14 protein-coding genes are annotated in these 18,801 nt (G+C 68.9%); 8 read left to right on the plus strand and 6 right to left on the minus strand.

Features of this window, described 5'->3' with window-relative positions; all coding sequences use genetic code 11:
* Positions 1 to 153: 153 nt before the first annotated feature.
* The 6 genes from ACIOHP_RS30405 to ACIOHP_RS30430 all read right to left on the minus strand — a co-directional run bounded on the left by ACIOHP_RS30405 (position 154) and on the right by ACIOHP_RS30430 (position 6,536).
* Complete coding sequence (locus tag ACIOHP_RS30405; protein ID WP_361556571.1) at positions 154 to 462, minus strand: SCO5918 family protein; 309 nt, start codon at positions 460 to 462, stop codon at positions 154 to 156.
* A 52-nt stretch (positions 463 to 514) separates the two neighbouring features.
* Entirely contained in the window at positions 515 to 919 is a 405-nt protein-coding gene (locus ACIOHP_RS30410; protein ID WP_401892426.1) for a CBS domain-containing protein, read from the minus strand.
* A gap of 379 nt (positions 920 to 1,298) precedes the next feature.
* Positions 1,299 to 1,502, minus strand: a complete 204-nt coding sequence (locus ACIOHP_RS30415) for a cold-shock protein (RefSeq protein WP_034275260.1) — start codon at positions 1,500 to 1,502, stop codon at positions 1,299 to 1,301.
* Between the two features lie 363 nt (positions 1,503 to 1,865).
* Entirely contained in the window at positions 1,866 to 3,527 is a 1,662-nt protein-coding gene (locus ACIOHP_RS30420) for a hypothetical protein (RefSeq protein WP_401892428.1), read from the minus strand.
* 566 nt (positions 3,528 to 4,093) lie between these two features.
* Entirely contained in the window at positions 4,094 to 5,524 is a 1,431-nt protein-coding gene (locus ACIOHP_RS30425; protein WP_401892430.1) for a non-reducing end alpha-L-arabinofuranosidase family hydrolase, read from the minus strand.
* 292 nt (positions 5,525 to 5,816) lie between these two features.
* The gene (locus tag ACIOHP_RS30430; protein WP_401892433.1) at positions 5,817 to 6,536 is read right to left on the minus strand and encodes a FadR/GntR family transcriptional regulator; all 720 of its coding nucleotides are present in this window, start codon (positions 6,534 to 6,536) and stop codon (positions 5,817 to 5,819) included.
* A 467-nt stretch (positions 6,537 to 7,003) separates the two neighbouring features.
* Here ACIOHP_RS30430 and ACIOHP_RS30435 point away from each other — a divergent pair, with 467 nt between their 5' ends.
* The 8 genes from ACIOHP_RS30435 to ACIOHP_RS30470 all read left to right on the plus strand — a co-directional run bounded on the left by ACIOHP_RS30435 (position 7,004) and on the right by ACIOHP_RS30470 (position 18,750).
* On the plus strand, positions 7,004 to 9,235 hold the full coding sequence (locus ACIOHP_RS30435; RefSeq protein ID WP_401892436.1) for an alpha-L-fucosidase: 2,232 nt from the start codon (positions 7,004 to 7,006) through the stop codon (positions 9,233 to 9,235).
* Positions 9,236 to 9,557: 322 nt separating this feature from the next.
* Positions 9,558 to 10,697, plus strand: a complete 1,140-nt coding sequence (locus ACIOHP_RS30440) for a GDSL-type esterase/lipase family protein (protein ID WP_401892437.1) — start codon at positions 9,558 to 9,560, stop codon at positions 10,695 to 10,697.
* Positions 10,698 to 10,781: 84 nt separating this feature from the next.
* Positions 10,782 to 11,888 (plus strand): ricin-type beta-trefoil lectin domain protein, encoded by a 1,107-nt coding sequence (locus ACIOHP_RS30445; protein ID WP_401892439.1) that lies wholly within the window; start codon positions 10,782 to 10,784, stop codon positions 11,886 to 11,888.
* A gap of 656 nt (positions 11,889 to 12,544) precedes the next feature.
* Positions 12,545 to 14,530 carry a beta-galactosidase gene (locus ACIOHP_RS30450; RefSeq protein ID WP_401892441.1) on the plus strand — a complete coding sequence of 662 codons (1,986 nt, stop codon included), beginning with the start codon at positions 12,545 to 12,547 and terminating at the stop codon, positions 14,528 to 14,530.
* Between the two features lie 15 nt (positions 14,531 to 14,545).
* Positions 14,546 to 14,767 carry a hypothetical protein gene (locus ACIOHP_RS30455; RefSeq protein WP_401892443.1) on the plus strand — a complete coding sequence of 74 codons (222 nt, stop codon included), beginning with the start codon at positions 14,546 to 14,548 and terminating at the stop codon, positions 14,765 to 14,767.
* 46 nt (positions 14,768 to 14,813) lie between these two features.
* Positions 14,814 to 16,325, plus strand: coding sequence for a glycoside hydrolase family 43 protein (locus tag ACIOHP_RS30460; RefSeq protein ID WP_401892444.1), 1,512 nt, complete (start codon positions 14,814 to 14,816; stop codon positions 16,323 to 16,325).
* 21 nt (positions 16,326 to 16,346) lie between these two features.
* Positions 16,347 to 18,101 carry a cellulase family glycosylhydrolase gene (locus tag ACIOHP_RS30465; protein ID WP_401892447.1) on the plus strand — a complete coding sequence of 585 codons (1,755 nt, stop codon included), beginning with the start codon at positions 16,347 to 16,349 and terminating at the stop codon, positions 18,099 to 18,101.
* A gap of 163 nt (positions 18,102 to 18,264) precedes the next feature.
* Positions 18,265 to 18,750: a DUF5709 domain-containing protein gene (locus ACIOHP_RS30470; protein WP_401892449.1), complete on the plus strand. Its 486-nt coding sequence runs from the start codon at positions 18,265 to 18,267 to the stop codon at positions 18,748 to 18,750.
* Positions 18,751 to 18,801 lie beyond the last annotated feature (51 nt).

Here is an 18,801-nt window from a genome sequence, read left to right on the forward strand (position 1 = left end):
TGCACAACCCCCCCTGGACCGGGGCCTACTACAGCATTCCCTACCCCCGAGCCCCCACACCCCCGGTATTCAACCGCTGTGGGGGGCCCCCGGGGCCGCCCCGGCCGCCCCCACACTGCTGTTCAATCCCGGTGTGTGCGCTTGTTCCCTCGGTCAGACGGATGCGGGGGTACCGAGCATCGCGGATGCTTTCTGAACCGCATCCAGGGCGCGGACGGGTGCGGCCTTGGGAAGGGTGCGGCACGTGAAGCCGAGCTGGGCCATGGCACGGAGGACCTCGGCGGCGGTGAAGTCACGGCGGTCCTGACGGGTGATGACCTGGCCGACCTGCTTGACGGGGTAGTGGCGGCGGCCGACGATCACAGATTCGCCGGTGCCCGGCTCGGGCTTGATGCCCTTCATCGATTCCAGCACGCCGCTCTTGGTGAGCTCGAAGGGGAAGCGGGCGATGACGCAGCGCATGTGGCCTCACAGGGAGAAGTAAGGGGGGACGGTCCGACCAGGGTGAGACGGTTCAGCGGGAGAGGGCGAGGACGCCCAGGGCGCGGCCTTGCTCGTCGACCACCGGCACGGCACCGAGCCGGAGGAAGCGCATCGTGTGCTCGGCTTCGGCCGCAGCGGTCACCGGCGACACGGAGGAGCCGTGGTCACCGAGGATGTCGCGCAGGCGGACGCGGTCCGTGTAGGCGGAGCTGTCGCGGATGGCGACGAGTTCGGTCTGGGTGACCAGGCCGGTGCACTCACCGTCCTGGTCGCAGACGAGCAGCCGACCCGTGCGGGCGGCGGCCATCACGGACAGCGCCACCTCGACGCTCATGTCGTCACAGACCTGCGGTCCGCCCGTCTCCATGACCTCAACCACCGTCCCACGCGTGAGGTCGGCGCTTGCCGACCGGGACTGCATCTGAATCAGCGTCACAAGGTGCCTCCTGCAGAGATGCGTCAGTTTCGATCGGTCCCCACGGCCGGCGGGTCTCAGCACGCTGTTCGGCGGTGCGGGCGAGCAGCGCGGGGGTGATCGTCGTGGGGAGCGCGAACTCGCCCTGCCTCGCAGCGGGCCGGTCCTGAGCGGCGGCCGCCGATTCCGGCACGGAACATCCCCAAGGAACCTCCGCGGCAATGGGCACCGCAGAGAATTACTGATATGAGCCGACAGTAGAAGAAAACAGCTCCGGTCGGCGGAAAAGATGCCCGGGATTCCTCAGCATTGTCCCGCAGGTGAACCGCGGCGGAAATGCGTGCAGCTGGGGCCCGCACCCCGAAGGATGCGGGCCCCAGCTACGAAATGTGCGTCAGCGTCAGGCCGGAACGATGTTCTCGGCCTGCGGGCCCTTCTGGCCCTGCGTGACGTCGAAGCTGACCTTCTGACCTTCCTGGAGCTCGCGGAAGCCCTGGGCGGCAATGTTCGAGTAGTGGGCGAACACGTCAGCGCCGCCACCATCCTGCTCGATGAAGCCGAAGCCCTTTTCCGCGTTGAACCACTTCACGGTGCCAGTAGCCATGTCATATCTCCTTTGGGGCAGTACATCGGAATCCGCACTGCGCGGACACCGTGTCGCCGCGATGATTACCCCGTCCGGAATGACCGGAAATACAAAAGTGCTCCCACCCGGTAAGAACCGAGGGGCACACTTGGAGTTCTGGGAACCACAACTGCAACAACTGAGATCGACAGTAGCACGCCGCAACGGCCTGCGTACGTCGAGCAATTCCGCTCCGGCCGCAGCTGCAATAACTCTCACCGCACGGCCCGTAAGAACTCTCCCCTCACCGGCACAGATATTGGTGCACAGCCCGACGAAGGAAACCTCGGTCTCGGCACGGCCCGACGTTCAGGTCAACTGGTCTTTCCCACAACGCCGCCCTCAGCAGCGTTGCCTCTGTGAGGGCGGCGTCGCGATGTCGTACGCGGCCGCGTATTCGGAGGAGATCTGGTAGAAGCCGGGTTCGTGGACGGTGAGGCGAGTGAACTCGCCCTGCTGCCGCAGGCATCCGCCGTTGTCGGCGTGGAGCCATGGCGAGTAGGCGATCCGTACGGTCACCGAACCCGGCCTCGGCAGGTGGACGACGGTGTACGCCTCCGATGCGCTGACAACCTCCGCGGGTCCGGCCACGAGCGGCACCGCGTCCCGTACCCGGTACAAACGCCAGTGCGCGTCGCTCCACACCGGCTCCAGCCAGGCCGGTCCCGCACGCACCAGACGCGCCTCCGCTGCCCCGTACCGGTCGGGCTCGGCGTCGGAGACGGCCACGTAGCCGACGGCCCACCGGTTCAGCCAAGCCCGGTAGGTCGTGGCGGTGAGGGTGCCGTCGTAGAAGAGCCGACCGCGTTCCATGTCCAGCTGAGTGTTCCAACCGCGGGCCATGTTGACGTGTGAGGACAGCAGGGCGGCCTCGCGGTGGTCCTCGGCCGGGACGACCTCGACCCGTGAGCGGTTCGCGTCCAGCCTGTCGAGCGTGCGGACGAGCCCGTGGGTGTCGGCGGCCCATGCCGGGACGGCGCCCGAGCTCCGCAGGAAGGAGACCGGCGTGCCCGATGCCAGCCAGAACAAGGAACCGGCCACCGCCAGGGCGAGAGCCCCGCGTCGATAGCGGGCGGGCCGCTCCACGCCGAGCAGGGCGGCCAGCAGTACGGCGGGAGCGAACAGCAGCGCCAGGCGCTCGACGTTCGAGCCGATGGGGGAAGGGGTGAAATAGGTGAGGGCGACGCCCGCCGCGTACACGGCACCGCCGCAGCGGACGACCCGCCAGCCACGCGGTGCGCACATCGCCACGGCGAGCCCCAGCAGCGCGGGCCACCAGATCCGCCCCGCGGCCATCGGCTGCTCGCCGTCGAACGGAAACAGCAAGGTGGTCGCCCCGACGACCACGAACGGCGGGACCGTGAGCACGGCGGCCCGCCCCCAGTCGCGGACAAGGCCGTAGGCCGCACCGGCGACGACCAGGAACAGCCCTGCCACCGGACTGGCCATGGTCGCCAGCATGGCGTACCCGGCGGCCAGCGCCAGACGCCGTTCGCCCACCAGCAGCACACACGCGGCGAGCGCGAAGGCGACCCCCAGGGCGAACGTCACCCGGCCCGCGGCGATGTCCACCCACAGCCCGAACGCGGCCAGCAGCGCCGGTGCCTGCGGACGTCGTATCCCGGATCGCACGAACAGCACCGCGGCCAGCCATCCGGCGGCCAGCCCGGAGGCCACAGCGATCGTCCGCACGCCGAAGAAGCCCATCAGATACGGCGAGAGCAGACTGTAGTTCGCGGTGTGCAACCCGCCGAACCAGAACAGTCCGTACGCCGAGTCGCCGTGCTCGGCGGCGAAGCGCGCCCAGGTGTCCTGGGCCGCGAGGTCTCCTCCGCCGTTGGCTCGGAAGAACGCCCACACGAGATACAGCGGGAGCGTTGTCGCCGTGGCGAGCAGCGGTACGCGATGGCGGTGCAGCCAGCCGGTCAACCCCCGGTGGCCTCTCGGTCGCCGCACAGGGGCACGGCTGCGGACGTCGGCGGGCGGGGCGACAGCGACCTTCATGGGGGCGTCTCCGTTCGGCGATGGGCAAACTCGACGGCGACACGCGGGCGGGCGGGGCGAGGGAAGGGGTGGAGGCGTGGTCTCGGCGGGATCGGCACCGCGAGCGCCGTGCGGGATGTCACCGGCCGTCATCCGAATTCTTCGCTGGAGCCCCAGTCGCGGACATCAGCCGTTCGACCGAGCTATCGGCGCGAAACCCACGCGGGAACCGGCAATACGGCCGATGCGTGGGCGGCCCGGGCGGAGGCGGCGCGAGGAAAGCCGCTGCGGGAGCGGCTCTGGCGAGGGCGATGGCTCAGCGTTGCTCCGGCGGAGAACCGGCGCGGAGGGAATCAGCCGCGGGGCGCCAAGCACCGGGTCGCCCACACGCTGAGGGAATCACCCCTGTTCAGCGAAAGCTGCTCGCGCACTCCACGCGCGGCACCGAGGGGAACCCCAGCCGACGCGCGGCTGGGGTTCCTCAAGGCGGTGCGTATCGGTCAGCAGGTGGAGTCGCCCGTGCCGTAAACCGCTCGGCTACGCGTCGGCGGACCGCACGACATCGCGATCACCGTGGATCAGTCGGGTCAGCGCTGCAGAGTGAGGAGGCCCGGCCGGTACGGCAGTTGCAGGTAGCCGGTGTTCGGCGGCGTGTTGGTGGCATAGCCCTGGTAGAGGAACTGCAGGTTGCAGGGGTCGACGGTCATGGTCTGGTCGGGGTTGTTGCGGACCAGGTCCCCGTGGCTGATGCCGTTGGTCCAGGTGGCACCGCTATTGGCCTTGCCCGCGAAGGGGTTGCTCTCGGTGGCGGCCTGGGGGGTCCACGAACCGTTCAGGCTGGAAGCCGTGAACGAGCGGAAGAAGCGATCCTCATTGGCACCCCGAGCCTCAACAATCATGAGGTACTGGTTCTGCCCCTGGACCTTGTAGACCTCCGGCGCCTCGAACAGGTTCTTCACCGTGTCGCTCATGACCGTCGTGTACGACGAGCCGAAGCTGGCCGGGAAGTTCCCGAGCGGCATGGTCGAACGGTAGATCTTGCCGTTGTCATCGGCGAAGAACAGGTACATGTTCTGGTCGTCGGCGATCATGGTCGGGTCGATCGGGGTGCCTCCCGAGCCTTCGGGGAGGCTGCCGGTGAACAGCGGCTGCGGGGCGGACCAGCCGTTGGGATTGGTCGGGTCGCTGGACGTGCGGTAGGCGAAGGGCCAGTTGGTACCCCACCCGTTTGAGGCCAGTACCCAGATGTTCTTGGTGGAGAGGTAGAACAGTTTGGGCGCCACCGTGAGCTGGTTCATCCCGGTCTGAGTGGCTGTCGCCATGTCCGACCAGTTCGTGAAGGGACTGAACCCCATCGAGCCCCACGACGATCCGTTGGAGGTGGTCCCGTAGACCAGGTGCCTGCCGTTGTACGTCACGGTGGTGAAGTCCTTCAGCGCGAGCTGCCCGTTCGCCGGCTGCGCCAGCGGACCCGTCGAGGTCCATCGGTAGGTCGACGGAAGAGCGCACGTGCCGCCCGTCCCGGACAGGCCGGTCCACTTCTGGTTGGTGCCGCCGTGGCACGACCAGAGCTGCACCGCCGTGCCGTTGGCCGTACCGCCGCCCGAGACGTCCAGGCACAACCCGGACTGCACGCCGACGATCGTGCCGTCGGAGTTCACCCGCCACTGCTGGTTCGCACCGCCGTTGCAGGTGTAGATCCGCACCGGGGTACCGGACGTGGCGCCGCCCGGGACGTCCAGACACTTGGTGCCGTACACGGTCAGCTGGTTGCTGTCCGTCGACGTCCACTGCTGGTTGGTTCCGCCGTGGCAGTCCCAGATATGCACGTTCGCGCCGTCGGCCTGGCTGTAGCCCGCCACATCGAGGCACCGGCCGGAAGCCACACCGCGCACGTCGCCAGTGGTGGCCGCCTGAGCCGGGCCGGCGACAAGCAGGGCCGCCAGCGCGGCCAGGGCCGCAACCGCGGCGGCGAGCGCCGCGGACGGATGTCTGCGACTGAAACTACGTCTGCGCATAAGGACCTCGTCATCCTTGAGCAAGCGGCTCCGGTTCGCCCCGTCCGGGGCTATCCCGATGTCGGTGTGAGCGGCCCCAGATGTTCGACATTCCGAACGAGGGTCGACGTATCGATCAGGATCATAGGGTTCCGATGATCAGCGTCAATACCTCTCGCAGAATCCGCGAGCCGGAACGCTCACAGGACCAGCTGCCCTCAAGTTCCTTCGCTGTACGCGCCTTTGGCGTGAACAGCCGACCCGGGCCGGACAGGACATCGCCACTCTCAAGCCCACACCGCGACGGTCAGCGTCACGCCCCCGCCGCCCCGAAGGGAAGGAGCTCGCCGGAGCGCAGGTGCTCCCTCAGCCACTGCTCGGTGTTGCTCACGTGCAGCAGCGCGGCGGCCTGACTGAGGGCGGAGTCACGGGCGGACAGGGCATGGAAGATCGCCTCGTGCTCGGCGAGAGTGCGGCCCGCGGCCTTGTCGTCGACCAGGCCGCGCCAGATGCGGGCACGCAGGGTGCGGCCCGAAATCCCTTCCAGGAGGGTGAGGAGGGTCTCGTTGCCCGTGGCCGATACGACGGCGCGATGGAAGGCGGCGTCGTGGGCGTTGAGCTGTTCGACGTCGTCGCGAGCCTCGCGCATGGCGTCCAAGTGCCGCTGGACCTCGGCCAGTTGGGTGTCGGAAATTCGGGTGGCGGCAAGTGCCGTGGCCATGGGTTCGAGGAGCCGCCGTACCTCCATGAGGTCCTGCAGGGCGACCGAGTCCCCCTGGAGCAGTTCCACCGCGCCGCCGAGCCCCTCCAGCAACAGGCTCGGCTGAAGGCTGGTCACATACGTGCCGTCGCCCCGCCGGACCTCCAGGACCCGGGCGACGGCGAGCGCCTTGACCGCCTCGCGGGCGAGGTTGCGGGACAGTCCCAGCTGAGCGGCCAGGTCCGGCTCCGGTGGCAGCTTCGACCCCGGAGGCAGGGCACCGGTCTGGATCAGCTCACGGATCTCTTCAATGGCCTTGTCCGTCAGAGACACCGCTCACCCCTCCCCCACCGTGCCCCGTGAGCACGTTCGACCTGATCAGCCCCTGAGCGCGGCGATCGCCCCCCAGTGACCGTCCGGGATGCACTGATCATGCAGTTCACGTTTCGTCCGACCTGCTCCGGCGGGCCAATGCCGACAGTAGCGCCGATGATAAAGCGATGCGTGCGGTGGTAGTCGATCACGGCGGGAGTGGGTGCCGTGCGCCGCGCAGACCGCATCGATGGCCCGAGCGCGGACCGGTCGCGGGAGAGCAGTCCCGAGTCGCACTCCCCCACCGGCGAAAACATGCCATGTTTACGCGGTTGCAATGCATGCCATACAGGGCATATCCGGCAACTGTCCCGACAGCATGGGCACTTTCATCCCTGCACGCTGGTTGACATCCCATGACGGCATGGCCCACCTTCATGCGTGGCCCTGCATTCCCCCTGCCCCCCTTCCGTATCAGGGATGTGTCCATGCCGAGCTCGATCAACAGACGTCAGCTCCTGGCCTCCGCAACCTGCGTGGCCACGGCGGCCGTCGCCGGAGACGTGGTCGGTGCCGGTGCCGCCCAGGCGGCTCCCCTCGCGTACACGCCGGACTGGGACTCGGTCGACCAGCACCCGCCGGCTCCGGAGTGGTTCCAGGACGCCAAGTTCGGGATCTACTTCCACTGGGGCGCCTTCAGCGTTCCCGCCTACGACAACGAGTGGTACCCGCGCAACATGTACCAGGCCGGCAGCAACGCGAACCGGCACCACATCGCGACCTACGGCCAGCCGTCGGCGTGGCCGTACCACTACTTCATCGACGGGGCGAAGGATCTCGCGGGCAACACCGTGAAGTTCGCACCGAAGCTGAAATCGGCCGGCGGGAAGTTCGACCCCGAGGAGTGGGTTCAGCTGTTCGTCGACGCGGGCGCCAGGTTCGCCGGCCCGGTCGCCGAACACCACGACGGCTTCTCCATGTGGGACAGCCAGGTCAACGAGTGGAACTCGGTGAACAAGGGCCCGGGTCTCGACCTGCTGCGGCTGTTCTCCACGGCCATCCGCGCCAAGGGTCTCAAGCTGCTGGTGGCCATGCACCACGCGTACAACTTCACCGGTTTCTACGAGCACGCCCCCGCCCAGACGGACGCCAGTCTCAAGAAGCTCTACGGGCAGCTGGGTTCGACCGCGGAGAACCAGCTCTGGTACGACAAGCTCAAGGAGGTCGTCGACCGCGCTCAGCCCGACATCCTGTGGCAGGACTTCAACCTGGACGCCGTCGACGAGCAACGACTCCTGAACTTCCTTGCGTACTACTACAACCAGGCCGACAGCTGGGGCCGTGAAGTCGTCGCCACCTACAAGGACGGCATGCACGCCAAGGGCGCGGTCTTCGACTACGAACGCGGCGGCCCGGCCGATCTCACCGACCCGTACTGGCTGACCGACGACAGCATCTCCAGCAGCAGTTGGTGCTACACGCAGGGCATCGGCTACTACAGCGTCCAGCAGATGCTGCACTCGTTCCTCGACCGGGTCAGCAAGAACGGCAACGTGCTGCTGAACATCGCGCCGATGGCCGACGGCACCATCCCCCAGGCCCAGAAGGACATCCTGCTCGGTATCGGCGACCACCTGAGGCGCTTCGGCGAGTCGGTGTACGCGACCCGGGCATGGACGGCATACGGCGAGGGCCCGACGAAGATGGGCGGCGGATCGTTCACCAATCCGACCGCCGGCACCCCGCAGGACATCCGCTTCACCCGCAACAAGGCGAACAACGTCCTGTACGCGACCGTCCTGGGCTGGCCCGGCGGCTCGCTGACGATCAAGACCCTCGCCTCGGACCGGATCGATCTCTCGTCGCTGACGTCGGTGAAGCTCCTCGGCCCCACCTCGGGCACCTACATCGATCTGCCCGCACCGACACAGAGCGCCTCCGGCCTCACCGTCACCCTGCCGTCCTCGGCGCCGTACAGCGCGGGCGCCTTCGTCCTGAAGCTGACCTTCTCCGGCACGATCCCGGCCCTGCGGCCGCTCGTCGGCGCCACCGTCTTCACGGACGTCAACTACACCGGCAGCGCCGCCGTTCTCGCCCTCGGCGACTACACCGCGGCCGACCTGACCGCAGCCGGGCCGGGCCCGCGCACCCTCTCCTCCCTCCGGCCGGCCCCCGGCTACCAGGTGATCGGCTACTCCGGGGACAACTACACCGGCACCGCCTGGACCTTCACCGCCGACAACCGCGACCTCCGTGTCACCGGCAACAACGACCTGATCACCTCGCTGAAAGTGCAGTTCAACCCGGCGACGTACTTCCGGATCACCAACGCCACCAACGGACTCGCCCTGGACAGCGGCGGCGACGTGGCATCCGGCTCCAACCTCAAGCAGTGGACCTCGGGCGGCAGCACCAACCTGCAGTGGCAGGCGGTGGCGGTCGCCGGCGGCTACTACAAGCTGGTCAACCGCACCAACGGCATGGTCGCCGACGGCTGGGGAACCACCACCGATGGCTCACCCGCCCGGCAGGCCCCCTGGAACGGTGGCACCAACCAGCAGTGGACGATCACCCACCGCGGCAGCGGCCGGTACTCCATCGCCAACCGCACCACCGGACTGGTCCTCGACGGAGGCGGCAACGTCGGCTCCGGCTCCGTCACCAAACAGTGGACCTACGACACCAGCACCAACCTGCTGTGGACCTTCATCGCACTGTGACCGACCGATCCCGCCGCCACTGACGCGGCGGCGCACAGGCTTCAGCGCACTGCCGCAGCCGCGCAGCCGTTCTCCATGGATGCCAGCGCCACGGATCGTGGCGCGTGGCGGCCGCCGGCAACGCACCCTGCCGCCGAGGACCTGCGCAGCGACGTCGCCCAACGGCCCTCATTCTCAACGTGTTTGTGCCTTGCCTCAGCGGGGCGAGTCGGGGGTACCGTCCACGCTCAGCGAAAGGCCACGAGCACGAAGGGGTGACATGTATACGACATTCAATGCGTCGTCGTGGGGACGCTTGAGGCGTGCGGGGGCGCCGGCCACGGTGACTGCCTTACTGGCGGCGCTGGTCACGGGACTGGGCGCCACGGAGACGGCGCGGGCGGCAAGCGTGGACGGCGTCGAGGTCGTGCAGTTCGCCGACCCTGGCGGAGCCATCCAGCAGGGGCAACTGGTCCGCGCGACAGGGGTGCTGGCACGAGTGCACACCGCGGGGCGGGTCAAGGACACCGGAAACACCGTGCAGTACAGCTGGCCCGGCGTGTACTTCGAGGGCCGCGTCCGCGGCACCGGCGTGGGCATCAGTCTCAACGACTCGGCCGCCGACTACGACGTCCAGATCGACGGAGCCACCGTCGCCACGCTCGTCACGCCCGGCAACACCACGCACTGGATCAACGGCCTGTCGAACAGGACACACACCGTCCGACTCGTCAAGCGCAACGACACCCCATGGGACACCAGCGCATTCGGAGGCTTCATCGCCGCGCCCGGCGGTGCCGTACTGAGCAGACCGGCCGCCCGCAACCGCCAGATCGAGTTCATCGGCGACTCCCTCACCGTGGGCTACGGCAACCTCTCGACCTCTCGCACCTGCACCTCGGACCAGCTCAAGCGGAACACCAACTCCGATGTGAGCTACGGCGCCCTCACCGCCCGGCGGCTGAACGCCGACTACCAGATCAACGGCTACTCGGGCCTCGGCATGGTGCGCAACTACAACGGAGGCCGGTCGGACGTCACGTACCGGACCTTCTACGACCGTGCCCTGCTCAACGTGTCGGGCGACGCCTGGCAGAACCCGGGTACCTGGCGCCCCCAGGTCGTGGTGATCAACCTCGGCACCAACGACTTCTCGACCGCCCTCAACCCCGGCGAGCCGTGGACACCGGAGAGCCTCGCCGCCGGCTACCGCAGCGCCTACGGCGACTTCGTCCAGAAGCTGCGCACGCGCTACGGGGCCGGCACGACCATCGTGGCGGTGGGCGCCGGCCAGTACGCCGCCCACGTCCAGCAGGTGGTCAAGGCGCGCAACGACGCCGGCGACAGCCGGGTCCGCTACTGGTTGCTCGACGACTCGGGCCTGGACTTCCTCGGCTGCGACTGGCACTACTCGGCTCGCGACGACCGGCTCATCGCAGACCGGCTCACCTCGTTCATCGGCGGTCTGCCGACAGGCTGGTGAAGGCCCCGCCCGCCCACGAGCACCACGGTGACCCGCGTCCAGCCCTGTTGATCTGGCAATCACTCGCAGAAGAGGACAGCCTGCATGAGAAGACCTTGGCTTCTCCCCCTGATCGCACTTGTCGTTGCCGCGCTCGCCATGACGGCGGCTGGTGTGACGCCTGCTTCCGCCGCCTCGACCACGCCTTTGCGGGTCATGCCGTTGGGTGACTCGATAACCTGGGGTGTGGGAAGCAGTACGGGCAACGGCTACCGGGCTCCGTTAGGGAACACGCTCGCGACAGACGGCCATCCGCTGGACTTCGTGGGCACGGGGCGGGCCGGTTCGATGTCCGACCCCGACAACGAAGGTCACTCCGGATACAAGATCCATCAGATCGCCGCGCTCGCCGACGCCTCGCTGACCCGCTACCGGCCCAACGTCGTGACGCTGATGATCGGCACCAACGACCTCAACGAGAGCTACCAGGTCTCCACCGCCACCGCCCGGCTGAAGTCGCTGGTCAACCAGATCACCGCCGCCGCTCCCGACGCAACCGTCCTCGTGGCCTCTCTGGTCGTGTCCACCAGCGGCTCGGAAGAGCAGTACCGTGCCGCGTACAACCAGGCCATCCCCCAGATCGTGAGCGAGGCTCAGGCCGCGGGCAAGCGTGTCGCATACGTGGACATGCGCAGCCTGACCACGGCCGACCTGGCCGACGCCCTGCATCCCAACGACTCGGGCTATCAGAAGATGGCAGACGCCTTCCACCGCGGCATCCAGTCCGCGGACAACGCCGGATGGCTGAGGAACCCCGCCCCCGCCCCCGCACGCGTGCAGTCCGACCTGGCCGGCAAGTGCCTGGATGTCAACGGCGCCGGCACCGCCGACGGGACCGCCGTTCAGATCTGGAGCTGCGGGGGCGGTGCCAACCAGCTCTGGTCCGCCTACACGGACGGCACCCTGCGCTCCATGGGCAAGTGCCTCGACGCCGCCGGCGGGGGTATCGCCAACGGGACCAAGGTGCAGATCTGGACCTGCCACGGCGGCGCCCAACAGGTCTGGCAGCCCTACAACGGCGGCTACCGCAACCCCGCCTCCGGCCGCTGCCTCGACATTCCGGGCTACTCCACGACCGATGGCACACAGCTCCACCTGTGGGACTGCCACGGCGGCTCCAACCAGAAGTGGACCACCCTCACTGCCGGATGACCCGCGCTCCCGGGACCCGAGTTCTCTCCGGGCTCGGGTTCCCCAGCGGACGGGTCCAACTTGAGACCGGCCGCGGGAAGTGTCGCCGTCGTGGCGACGGGTTGGTCAGCGACAGCGGAGCAGGGGGCGGCGGCCGTTGCCGCGTACGCGGGTGAGGGTGATTCCGCCACCGAGGTTCGTCCTGTGCGATCGCCTGAACCCCACCGTCCCAGGTGGACACGCGATCAGCATCCCTGGCAATCGAGCCAGACACCGGTGTCTCTCGGAAGTCGAGGTGGTACTGACTCCGCAGCGGGATATCGAAGCGCTTCGACGATGCATCCTTCCCCGGAAGCTGTCAATGGCCCTGTAGAGGAAAGTATCTCGCGGCAGAGGCCCTTGATTCATACGAAACTCGTCCGTTACCTTGCGCTGGAAGTGAAGCGCTTCGACAGTGCCGCCTGCGCCCGGAGCAACTCGCCGAGCAACACGCATCCGCCCCCACCACCGCCTCCGGCGCCGCACAGGAACTGGGCCGCGTCACGGCCGAGCAGACGATCGGCGGGTCGAACGCCGCCCTACCCGGCGAACGACCTGAGAACGAACGAGTACCGCTGTCATCGGCCCTGACGGCTCGACAGAGCACGACTCGACTCCCCGCACCCGAGGAACCGTCCATGACGACTCACAGCATCACCGACCGCCTGGGCGGCCTGGCCTTCGGCGGGGACTACAACCCCGAGCAGTGGGACGAGCCGGTGTGGAAGGAGGACGTCGAGCTGATGCGCAGGGCCAGGGTCAACCTGGCCACCGTCGGTGTCTTCTCCTGGGCGCTGCTGGAACCGGAGGAGGGCCGCTACGACTTCGCCTGGCTGGACGCCCACATCGAGCGCCTGCACGCGAACGACGTGGCCGTCGACCTGGCCACCCCCACCGCCTCCCCGCCGCCCTGGTTCACCCTGGCCCACCCGGACGCGCTGATGGTCCAGCCCGACGGCACCCGTCTCGTCCACGGCAGCCGGGACACGTACTGCCTCACCGCACCCGCCTACCGGCACGCGGCCCGCCGGATCGCCGGGGCGCTCGCCGAACGCTACGGCGACCATCCCGCCCTCGCGCTGTGGCACGTGCACAACGAGTACGCCACCCTGTGCCACTGCGACCACACGGCCGCCTCCTTCCGGGTGTGGCTGCGTGCCCGCCATGGCTCGCTGGCCGTTCTCAACGAGGCCTGGGGAACGGCCTTCTGGAGTCAGCGCTACACCTCCTGGGAACAGGTGCTGCCGCCGCGTGCGACCAACTGGCACAAGAACCCCGGCCAGGAACTGGACTTCCGCCGCTTCTGGGCCGACGAGGTCACCGCCGCCTACCGCGAGCAACGTGACGCGATCCGCGCGCACAGCGACCGGCCGGTGACCACCAACCTGATGCTGCCCGCGTACCAGAACACCGACGTGTGGGCCCTCGCCCGCGAACTCGACGTGGTCACCATCGACCAGTACCCCGGCGCACCCGGCCTGGCCGCAGCCGCCGACGTCGCCTTCCACGCGGATCGCGCCCGCTCCCTGGGCGGCGGCCGGCCCTGGCTGCTGATGGAGCAGGGCACCAGCACCGTCTATGACGGCGACCGCGTCCTCGCCAAGGACCCCGGTGACATCCTGCGCCACACCCTCGGCCACATCGCCCGCGGCTCGGAGGGGGCCCTCTTCTTCCAGTGGCGCCAGTCCCGGGCCGGCGCCGAGACCTGGCACTCGGCGATGGTGCCGCACGCGGGACCCGACAGCCGGATCTTCCGCGAGGTCACACAGACCGGGGAGGCCGTCGCCCGCCTCGGTGAGCTGGCGGGATCGACCGTCTCCGCGTCAGTGGCGGTCCTGCACGACCCGGACGCCTGGTGGGCGCTCGGCGTGGACGGCCTGCCCTCCCCCGAGCTCGATTACCACGCGACCCTCGGTCGGGCACACCGCACGCTGTGGGACGCCGGCGTCACGGTCGACTTCGCCCACCCCGAACACGAGTTGAGCCGCTACCCGCTCGTCGTCGCACCGGCCCTGTTCCTCCTCTCCGACGCTGCGGCCGAGAACCTGCGCCGTTACGTCGCCGGCGGCGGGACGCTCCTCGTCCAACACGCGAGCGGCTACACCGACGAGCGCCTCCACGCCCGCCTCGGCGGCTACCCTGCCGCTCCCCTGCGCGAGGCACTGGGCATCCGCGTCGAGGAGTACCGGCCGCTGCGGCGCGGTGAGCTGATCACCCTGTCCGACGGAACACAGGGCAACGCCTGGAGCGAGTCCCTGCGCACCGAGGGCGCCGAGATCCTCGCCGCCTACACCCACGGGATGCTCACCGGCAGCCCGGCGCTGACCCGGCACCGTTTCGGCACCGGGCAGGGCTGGTATCTCTCGACTCGACTCGACGACGCCGGTTACGGCGCCCTGGTCGCCCGGCTGCTCGACGAGGCCGGAGTGAGCCCCGAGGTGCCGGGCCTGCCCCCGCAGGTCGAGGCCGTCACCCGGCGGGCCCCGGACGGCCGCCGCTGGCGCTTCCTGATCAATCACAGCGCTGAACCCGTGTCCTTGCCAGAGCCCGCCCACGACCTGCTCACCGACGCCCTCGCCCGCGAACTGGCGCCCGGCGGCTGCGCGGTGCTGCGCGCGCACTGACCTCGAAAGGGCCACATGACCAAGGAACAAGGGACCGTCCGCTGGACCGACGCCACGGCGACGCTTCACCTCCCCCACCTGCGGGACACCGCCGCATCCGTCGACCTGCTCTACCCCTCGCTCAGCCGGGCCGTTCCCGCCTGGAGTCCCGACACGGCTGAGCTGCGCCTGACCCTGCCCACCGCGCCGTCCGCCGTCCTGCTTCGCGTCACCCCCACAGGCCCCGGCACTCCCTGACCCCACCGCCCGCACCACGAACCGAACCGACGAGAGGACCCATCGGGTGCCCCCTCTGCACCAGCCGCACGAACGCCCCACGAACCCCGTGATCCCCGGCTTCCACCCCGACCCCAGCGTCTGCCGCGTCGGCGCCGACTACTACCTCGCCTGCTCCAGCTTCGAGTACTTCCCCGGCGTACCCCTCTTCCACAGCCGTGACCTGGTGCACTGGACGCAGATCGGCCACGCCCTGGACCGGCCGGAGCAACTGCCCCTGGCGGACTCTGCGTCCTCGGGCGGGATCTACGCCCCCACCCTGCGCCACCACGACGGCCGCTTCTGGCTGATGGTCACCAACTGCAGCGAGGGCGGCGGCAATCTGATCGTCACGGCCACCGACCCCGCCGGACCGTGGTCGGACCCCATCTGGGCGCCCGGCGTCCCCGGCATCGATCCCGACCTGGTCTGGGACGAGGACGGCACCTGTTGGTGCACGGTCGCCGGAGTCTCACAGGTCCGTATCGACCCGTCCACCGGGCAGACGTACGGCACGCCGCACAGCCTGTGGTCCGGCGGGCCCAGCACCAAAGCGCCGGAGGCCCCGCACCTGTACCGGATCGGCGACTACTGGTACCTGCTCATCGCCGAGGGCGGCACCGAGCGCTGCCACGGCGTCTCGATCGCCCGCGGCCGTACGCCCACCGGCCCGTTCGAACCATGCCCGGACAACCCGATCCTCACCCACCGCGGCACCGACCACCCCGTCCAGAACACCGGGCACGCCGACCTGGTCCAGGGCCCCGACGGCTCCTGGTGGATGGTGCTGCTCGGCGTCCGGCCGGGCGGCGGCACACCGGGCTGGCACGTGCTCGGACGGGAGACCTTCCTGGCCCCCGTGACCTGGGTGGATGACTGGCCGGTCGTCGGCGAGGTCGCCCTGGACCTGCCCGAGCTCCCGTGGCCGCTCTCTCCCGGCCCTGTCGAGGAGCAGCGGGACGACTTCGAGCTCGCCGGACTGCGACCGTCCTGGATCTCCCTGCGCGACCGGCCCGCCGAACACTGCACCACCAAGGAGCGCCCCGGATGGCTGACGCTCCGGGCACGGGGCGGTTCCCTGGACGAACCCGACGTGGTGTTCGTCGGCAGGCGCCAGCAGCATGCGACGTGCCGGGCACGCACTCTGGTCGATGCCGCGGAGGGCAGCGGCGGCCTCGCCGTCCGGCTCGACGAGCGGCACCACTACGCGATCGAGGTGTCCGGCACACAGGTCCGAGTGACCGCGCGCGTCGGCTCGTTGCGGACGGTCGTAGCCACGCACCCCGTGCCCGCCGGGCCGGTGATCCTCGCCGTCACGATCACGACCCCGCCGCCTCCGCACGGACCGTGCACCGGACCCGACGTCGTCTCCCTCGGCGTCGAGCAGCCCGACGGCACGTTCACCGAACTCGCGGCCCTCGACGGCCGCTACCTGTCGACCGAGGTCGCCGGCGGCTTCACCGGCCGGGTCATCGGCATGTACGCCGCGCAGGACACCGTCCACTTCGACTGGTTCGACTACGCACCCCTCAAGGACTGAGCCGACCGAAAGGAATGACACGTGAAGCTGATGCGGCAACCCGCACGCCTCCGCAGCCGCGGCCCAGGCCGCCTGGCCGCTCTGCTGCTGAGCCTGGTCGTCATGTTGGGGCTGACCGGCGGCACCGCGCTGGCCGTGCCCGACGGCACGGACAAGGCGTCACCGTCGGCGCTCAGAGTTCCGGCTTCCGCCATGGACGCCGTCGCGAGAATGCAGCCCAGCTGGAACCTGGGCAACACCCTGGACGCCATACCCAATGAGGATTCCTGGGGCAATGGGCAGACCAGCAAAGCGACGTTCGAGAAGATCGCCAAGGACGGGTTCCGCAGCGTCCGGATCCCGGTGACCTGGAGCGATCACCAGTCCGCTACCGCGCCGTACACCATCGACGCCACCTACATGGCCCGCGTCAAGCAGCTCGTCGACTGGGCGCAGGACAGCGGCCTGTACGTCGTACTCAACGTCCACCACGACTCGTGGATGTGGATCTCGAAGATGTCCACCGACCACGACAACGTGGTCGCCCGCTTCAACTCCACCTGGAAGCAGATCGCCTCGGCGTTCCGGGACGAGCCGCGCTCCCTGCTCTTCGAGGGCATCAACGAGCCGCAGTTCGACAACGCCACACCCGCGCAGAAGACCGAGTTCCTGAGCGAGCTTCAGCTCTCCTTCCACTCGATCGTCCGCTCCTCGGGCGGCGCGAACACGAACCGCATGCTGTCACTGACCACCCAGTTCGGCAGCGGCGACCAGGCCCTCATGGACGACCTGTACAAGACGATCTCCTCGCTGAACGACCGTCAGCTCGTGGCGCAGGTGCACTTCTACAGCTGGTACCCGTTCAGCGTGAACGTCGCGGGCGGCACCCACTACGACGACGTCGCGCAGAAGAACCTGGAGGATTCCTTCGCCGCCATGCACCGCACGTTCGTCGCCAAGGGCATCCCGCTCTACATCGGCGAGTACGGTCTGCTCGAGTACCCCAATCACTTCCACCCCTCCCGCGTCGAGCGCGGCGAGGCCCTGAAGTACTACGAGCACGTGGGCTACGGGGCACGCAGGTACGGCATCACCACCGCCCTGTGGGACCCGTTCTCGTATCTGAACCGCGACACCCTCGAGTGGCGTGACCCGGCCCTGTTCGCCGCGATCAGGTCGAGCTGGACCACCCGCTCGGGTACGGCTTCCTTCGACAAGGTCTTCGTGCCGAAGTCCAGTCCGGTCACCGCCAAGTCGCTCACCCTCAACCTCAACGGCACCTCTTTCCGAGGCGTGTGGCAGGGCGAGACCAGACTGCTCCCGGAACGGGACTACACCGTCTCCGGCACCACACTGACCTTCACCGCCAAGGCGCTGACCCGCCTGGTCGGCAACCGCGCATACGGCGTCAACTCGACGCTCCAGGCCCGGTTCACCCGTGGGGTGCCCTGGAACATCGACATCGTCACCAACGACGTTCCGGTGCTGTCGGACGCCACCGGGACCACCGAATCGTTCACGGTTCCCACCCAGTACCGGGGCAACGACCTGGCGACGATGCACGCCACGTACGCCGACGGCGGCAACGCCGGCCCGACCGACTGGACTCCGTACCAGGAGTTCAACAAGGCGTTCTCGCCCGACTACGCGAACGGCACGATCGTCCTGACCCCCGACTTCCTCAAGACGCTCCGCGACGGGGAACCGGCGACGCTGGTCTTCCACTTCTACAGCGGTGCCAAGGTCACCTACCACGTCACCAGGTCCGGAAGCTCGGTCACCGGCATGGTCTCCTGACCGGCCGCCCCCCTTGCGGCCTGGCCGCCCGCTCCCCGGGCGGCCAGGCCGGCGCTCACTCGTCGTGGCCCGGACACCTCTCCGGTGTGCCGGAAGGTGTGGATGGGGTCAGCCTGGATACGCGGACCCGAGAGCCTGGATCCATCCGGAAGGTATGTGCGCCATGGGAAGCCAGAACGACGACGTCATGGGTGACGAGGTCTACCAGCCCCAAGGCACCGACGACCGTGAGGACGAGGGCGTCCTGGATCCGGAGGACACGCTCAGTGACCGGGTCAGCGACCCCTACGACGAAGGCTGGTCACCTCCCGAGCGTCCGCTCGCCGTGGACCATCTGGGCACCACCGGTCGTGAGCAGCACGAGGGCGAGAGTCTGGACCAGAGGCTGGCCGAGGAGCGTACGGATCCGGCGCTGGAGGAGCCCGGCGCGGACGATCTCGTAGGGGACCTTCCGGGCGGGCAGGGGGACCCGCTGGACGCGGAGGTGGGTGCGGACCGGGCGGGCCTCCTCGTGGCTGAGGACGAAGGCGCGCGCGAGGACGCCGAGAAGGACATGATCGCCGACGACATCGGCATCGACGGCGGCGCGGCCTCCGCGGAAGAGGCCGCCGTCCACCGTGTCCCGGACGAGGACGACACCTTGCTGTAGCTCTCGTGCCCCCCTTTTTCGAACGCCGTGTCCCCACGGCCTTTACGTACG

The organism is Streptomyces sp. NPDC087859, from assembly GCF_044742595.1.
In the GTDB taxonomy this organism is placed as follows: domain Bacteria; phylum Actinomycetota; class Actinomycetes; order Streptomycetales; family Streptomycetaceae; genus Streptomyces; species Streptomyces canus_F.

Coding starts and splice junctions, on each gene's coding strand:
- ACIOHP_RS30405 (WP_361556571.1), bottom strand. CDS start 462: ATGCGCTGCGTCATCGCCCGCTTCCCCTTCGAGCTCACCAAGAGCGGC.
- ACIOHP_RS30415 (WP_034275260.1), bottom strand. CDS start 1,502: ATGGCTACTGGCACCGTGAAGTGGTTCAACGCGGAAAAGGGCTTCGGC.
- ACIOHP_RS30420 (WP_401892428.1), bottom strand. CDS start 3,527: ATGAAGGTCGCTGTCGCCCCGCCCGCCGACGTCCGCAGCCGTGCCCCT.
- ACIOHP_RS30425 (WP_401892430.1), bottom strand. CDS start 5,524: ATGCGCAGACGTAGTTTCAGTCGCAGACATCCGTCCGCGGCGCTCGCC.
- ACIOHP_RS30435 (WP_401892436.1), top strand. CDS start 7,004: ATGCCGAGCTCGATCAACAGACGTCAGCTCCTGGCCTCCGCAACCTGC.
- ACIOHP_RS30445 (WP_401892439.1), top strand. CDS start 10,782: ATGAGAAGACCTTGGCTTCTCCCCCTGATCGCACTTGTCGTTGCCGCG.
- ACIOHP_RS30450 (WP_401892441.1), top strand. CDS start 12,545: ATGACGACTCACAGCATCACCGACCGCCTGGGCGGCCTGGCCTTCGGC.
- ACIOHP_RS30455 (WP_401892443.1), top strand. CDS start 14,546: ATGACCAAGGAACAAGGGACCGTCCGCTGGACCGACGCCACGGCGACG.
- ACIOHP_RS30470 (WP_401892449.1), top strand. CDS start 18,265: ATGGGAAGCCAGAACGACGACGTCATGGGTGACGAGGTCTACCAGCCC.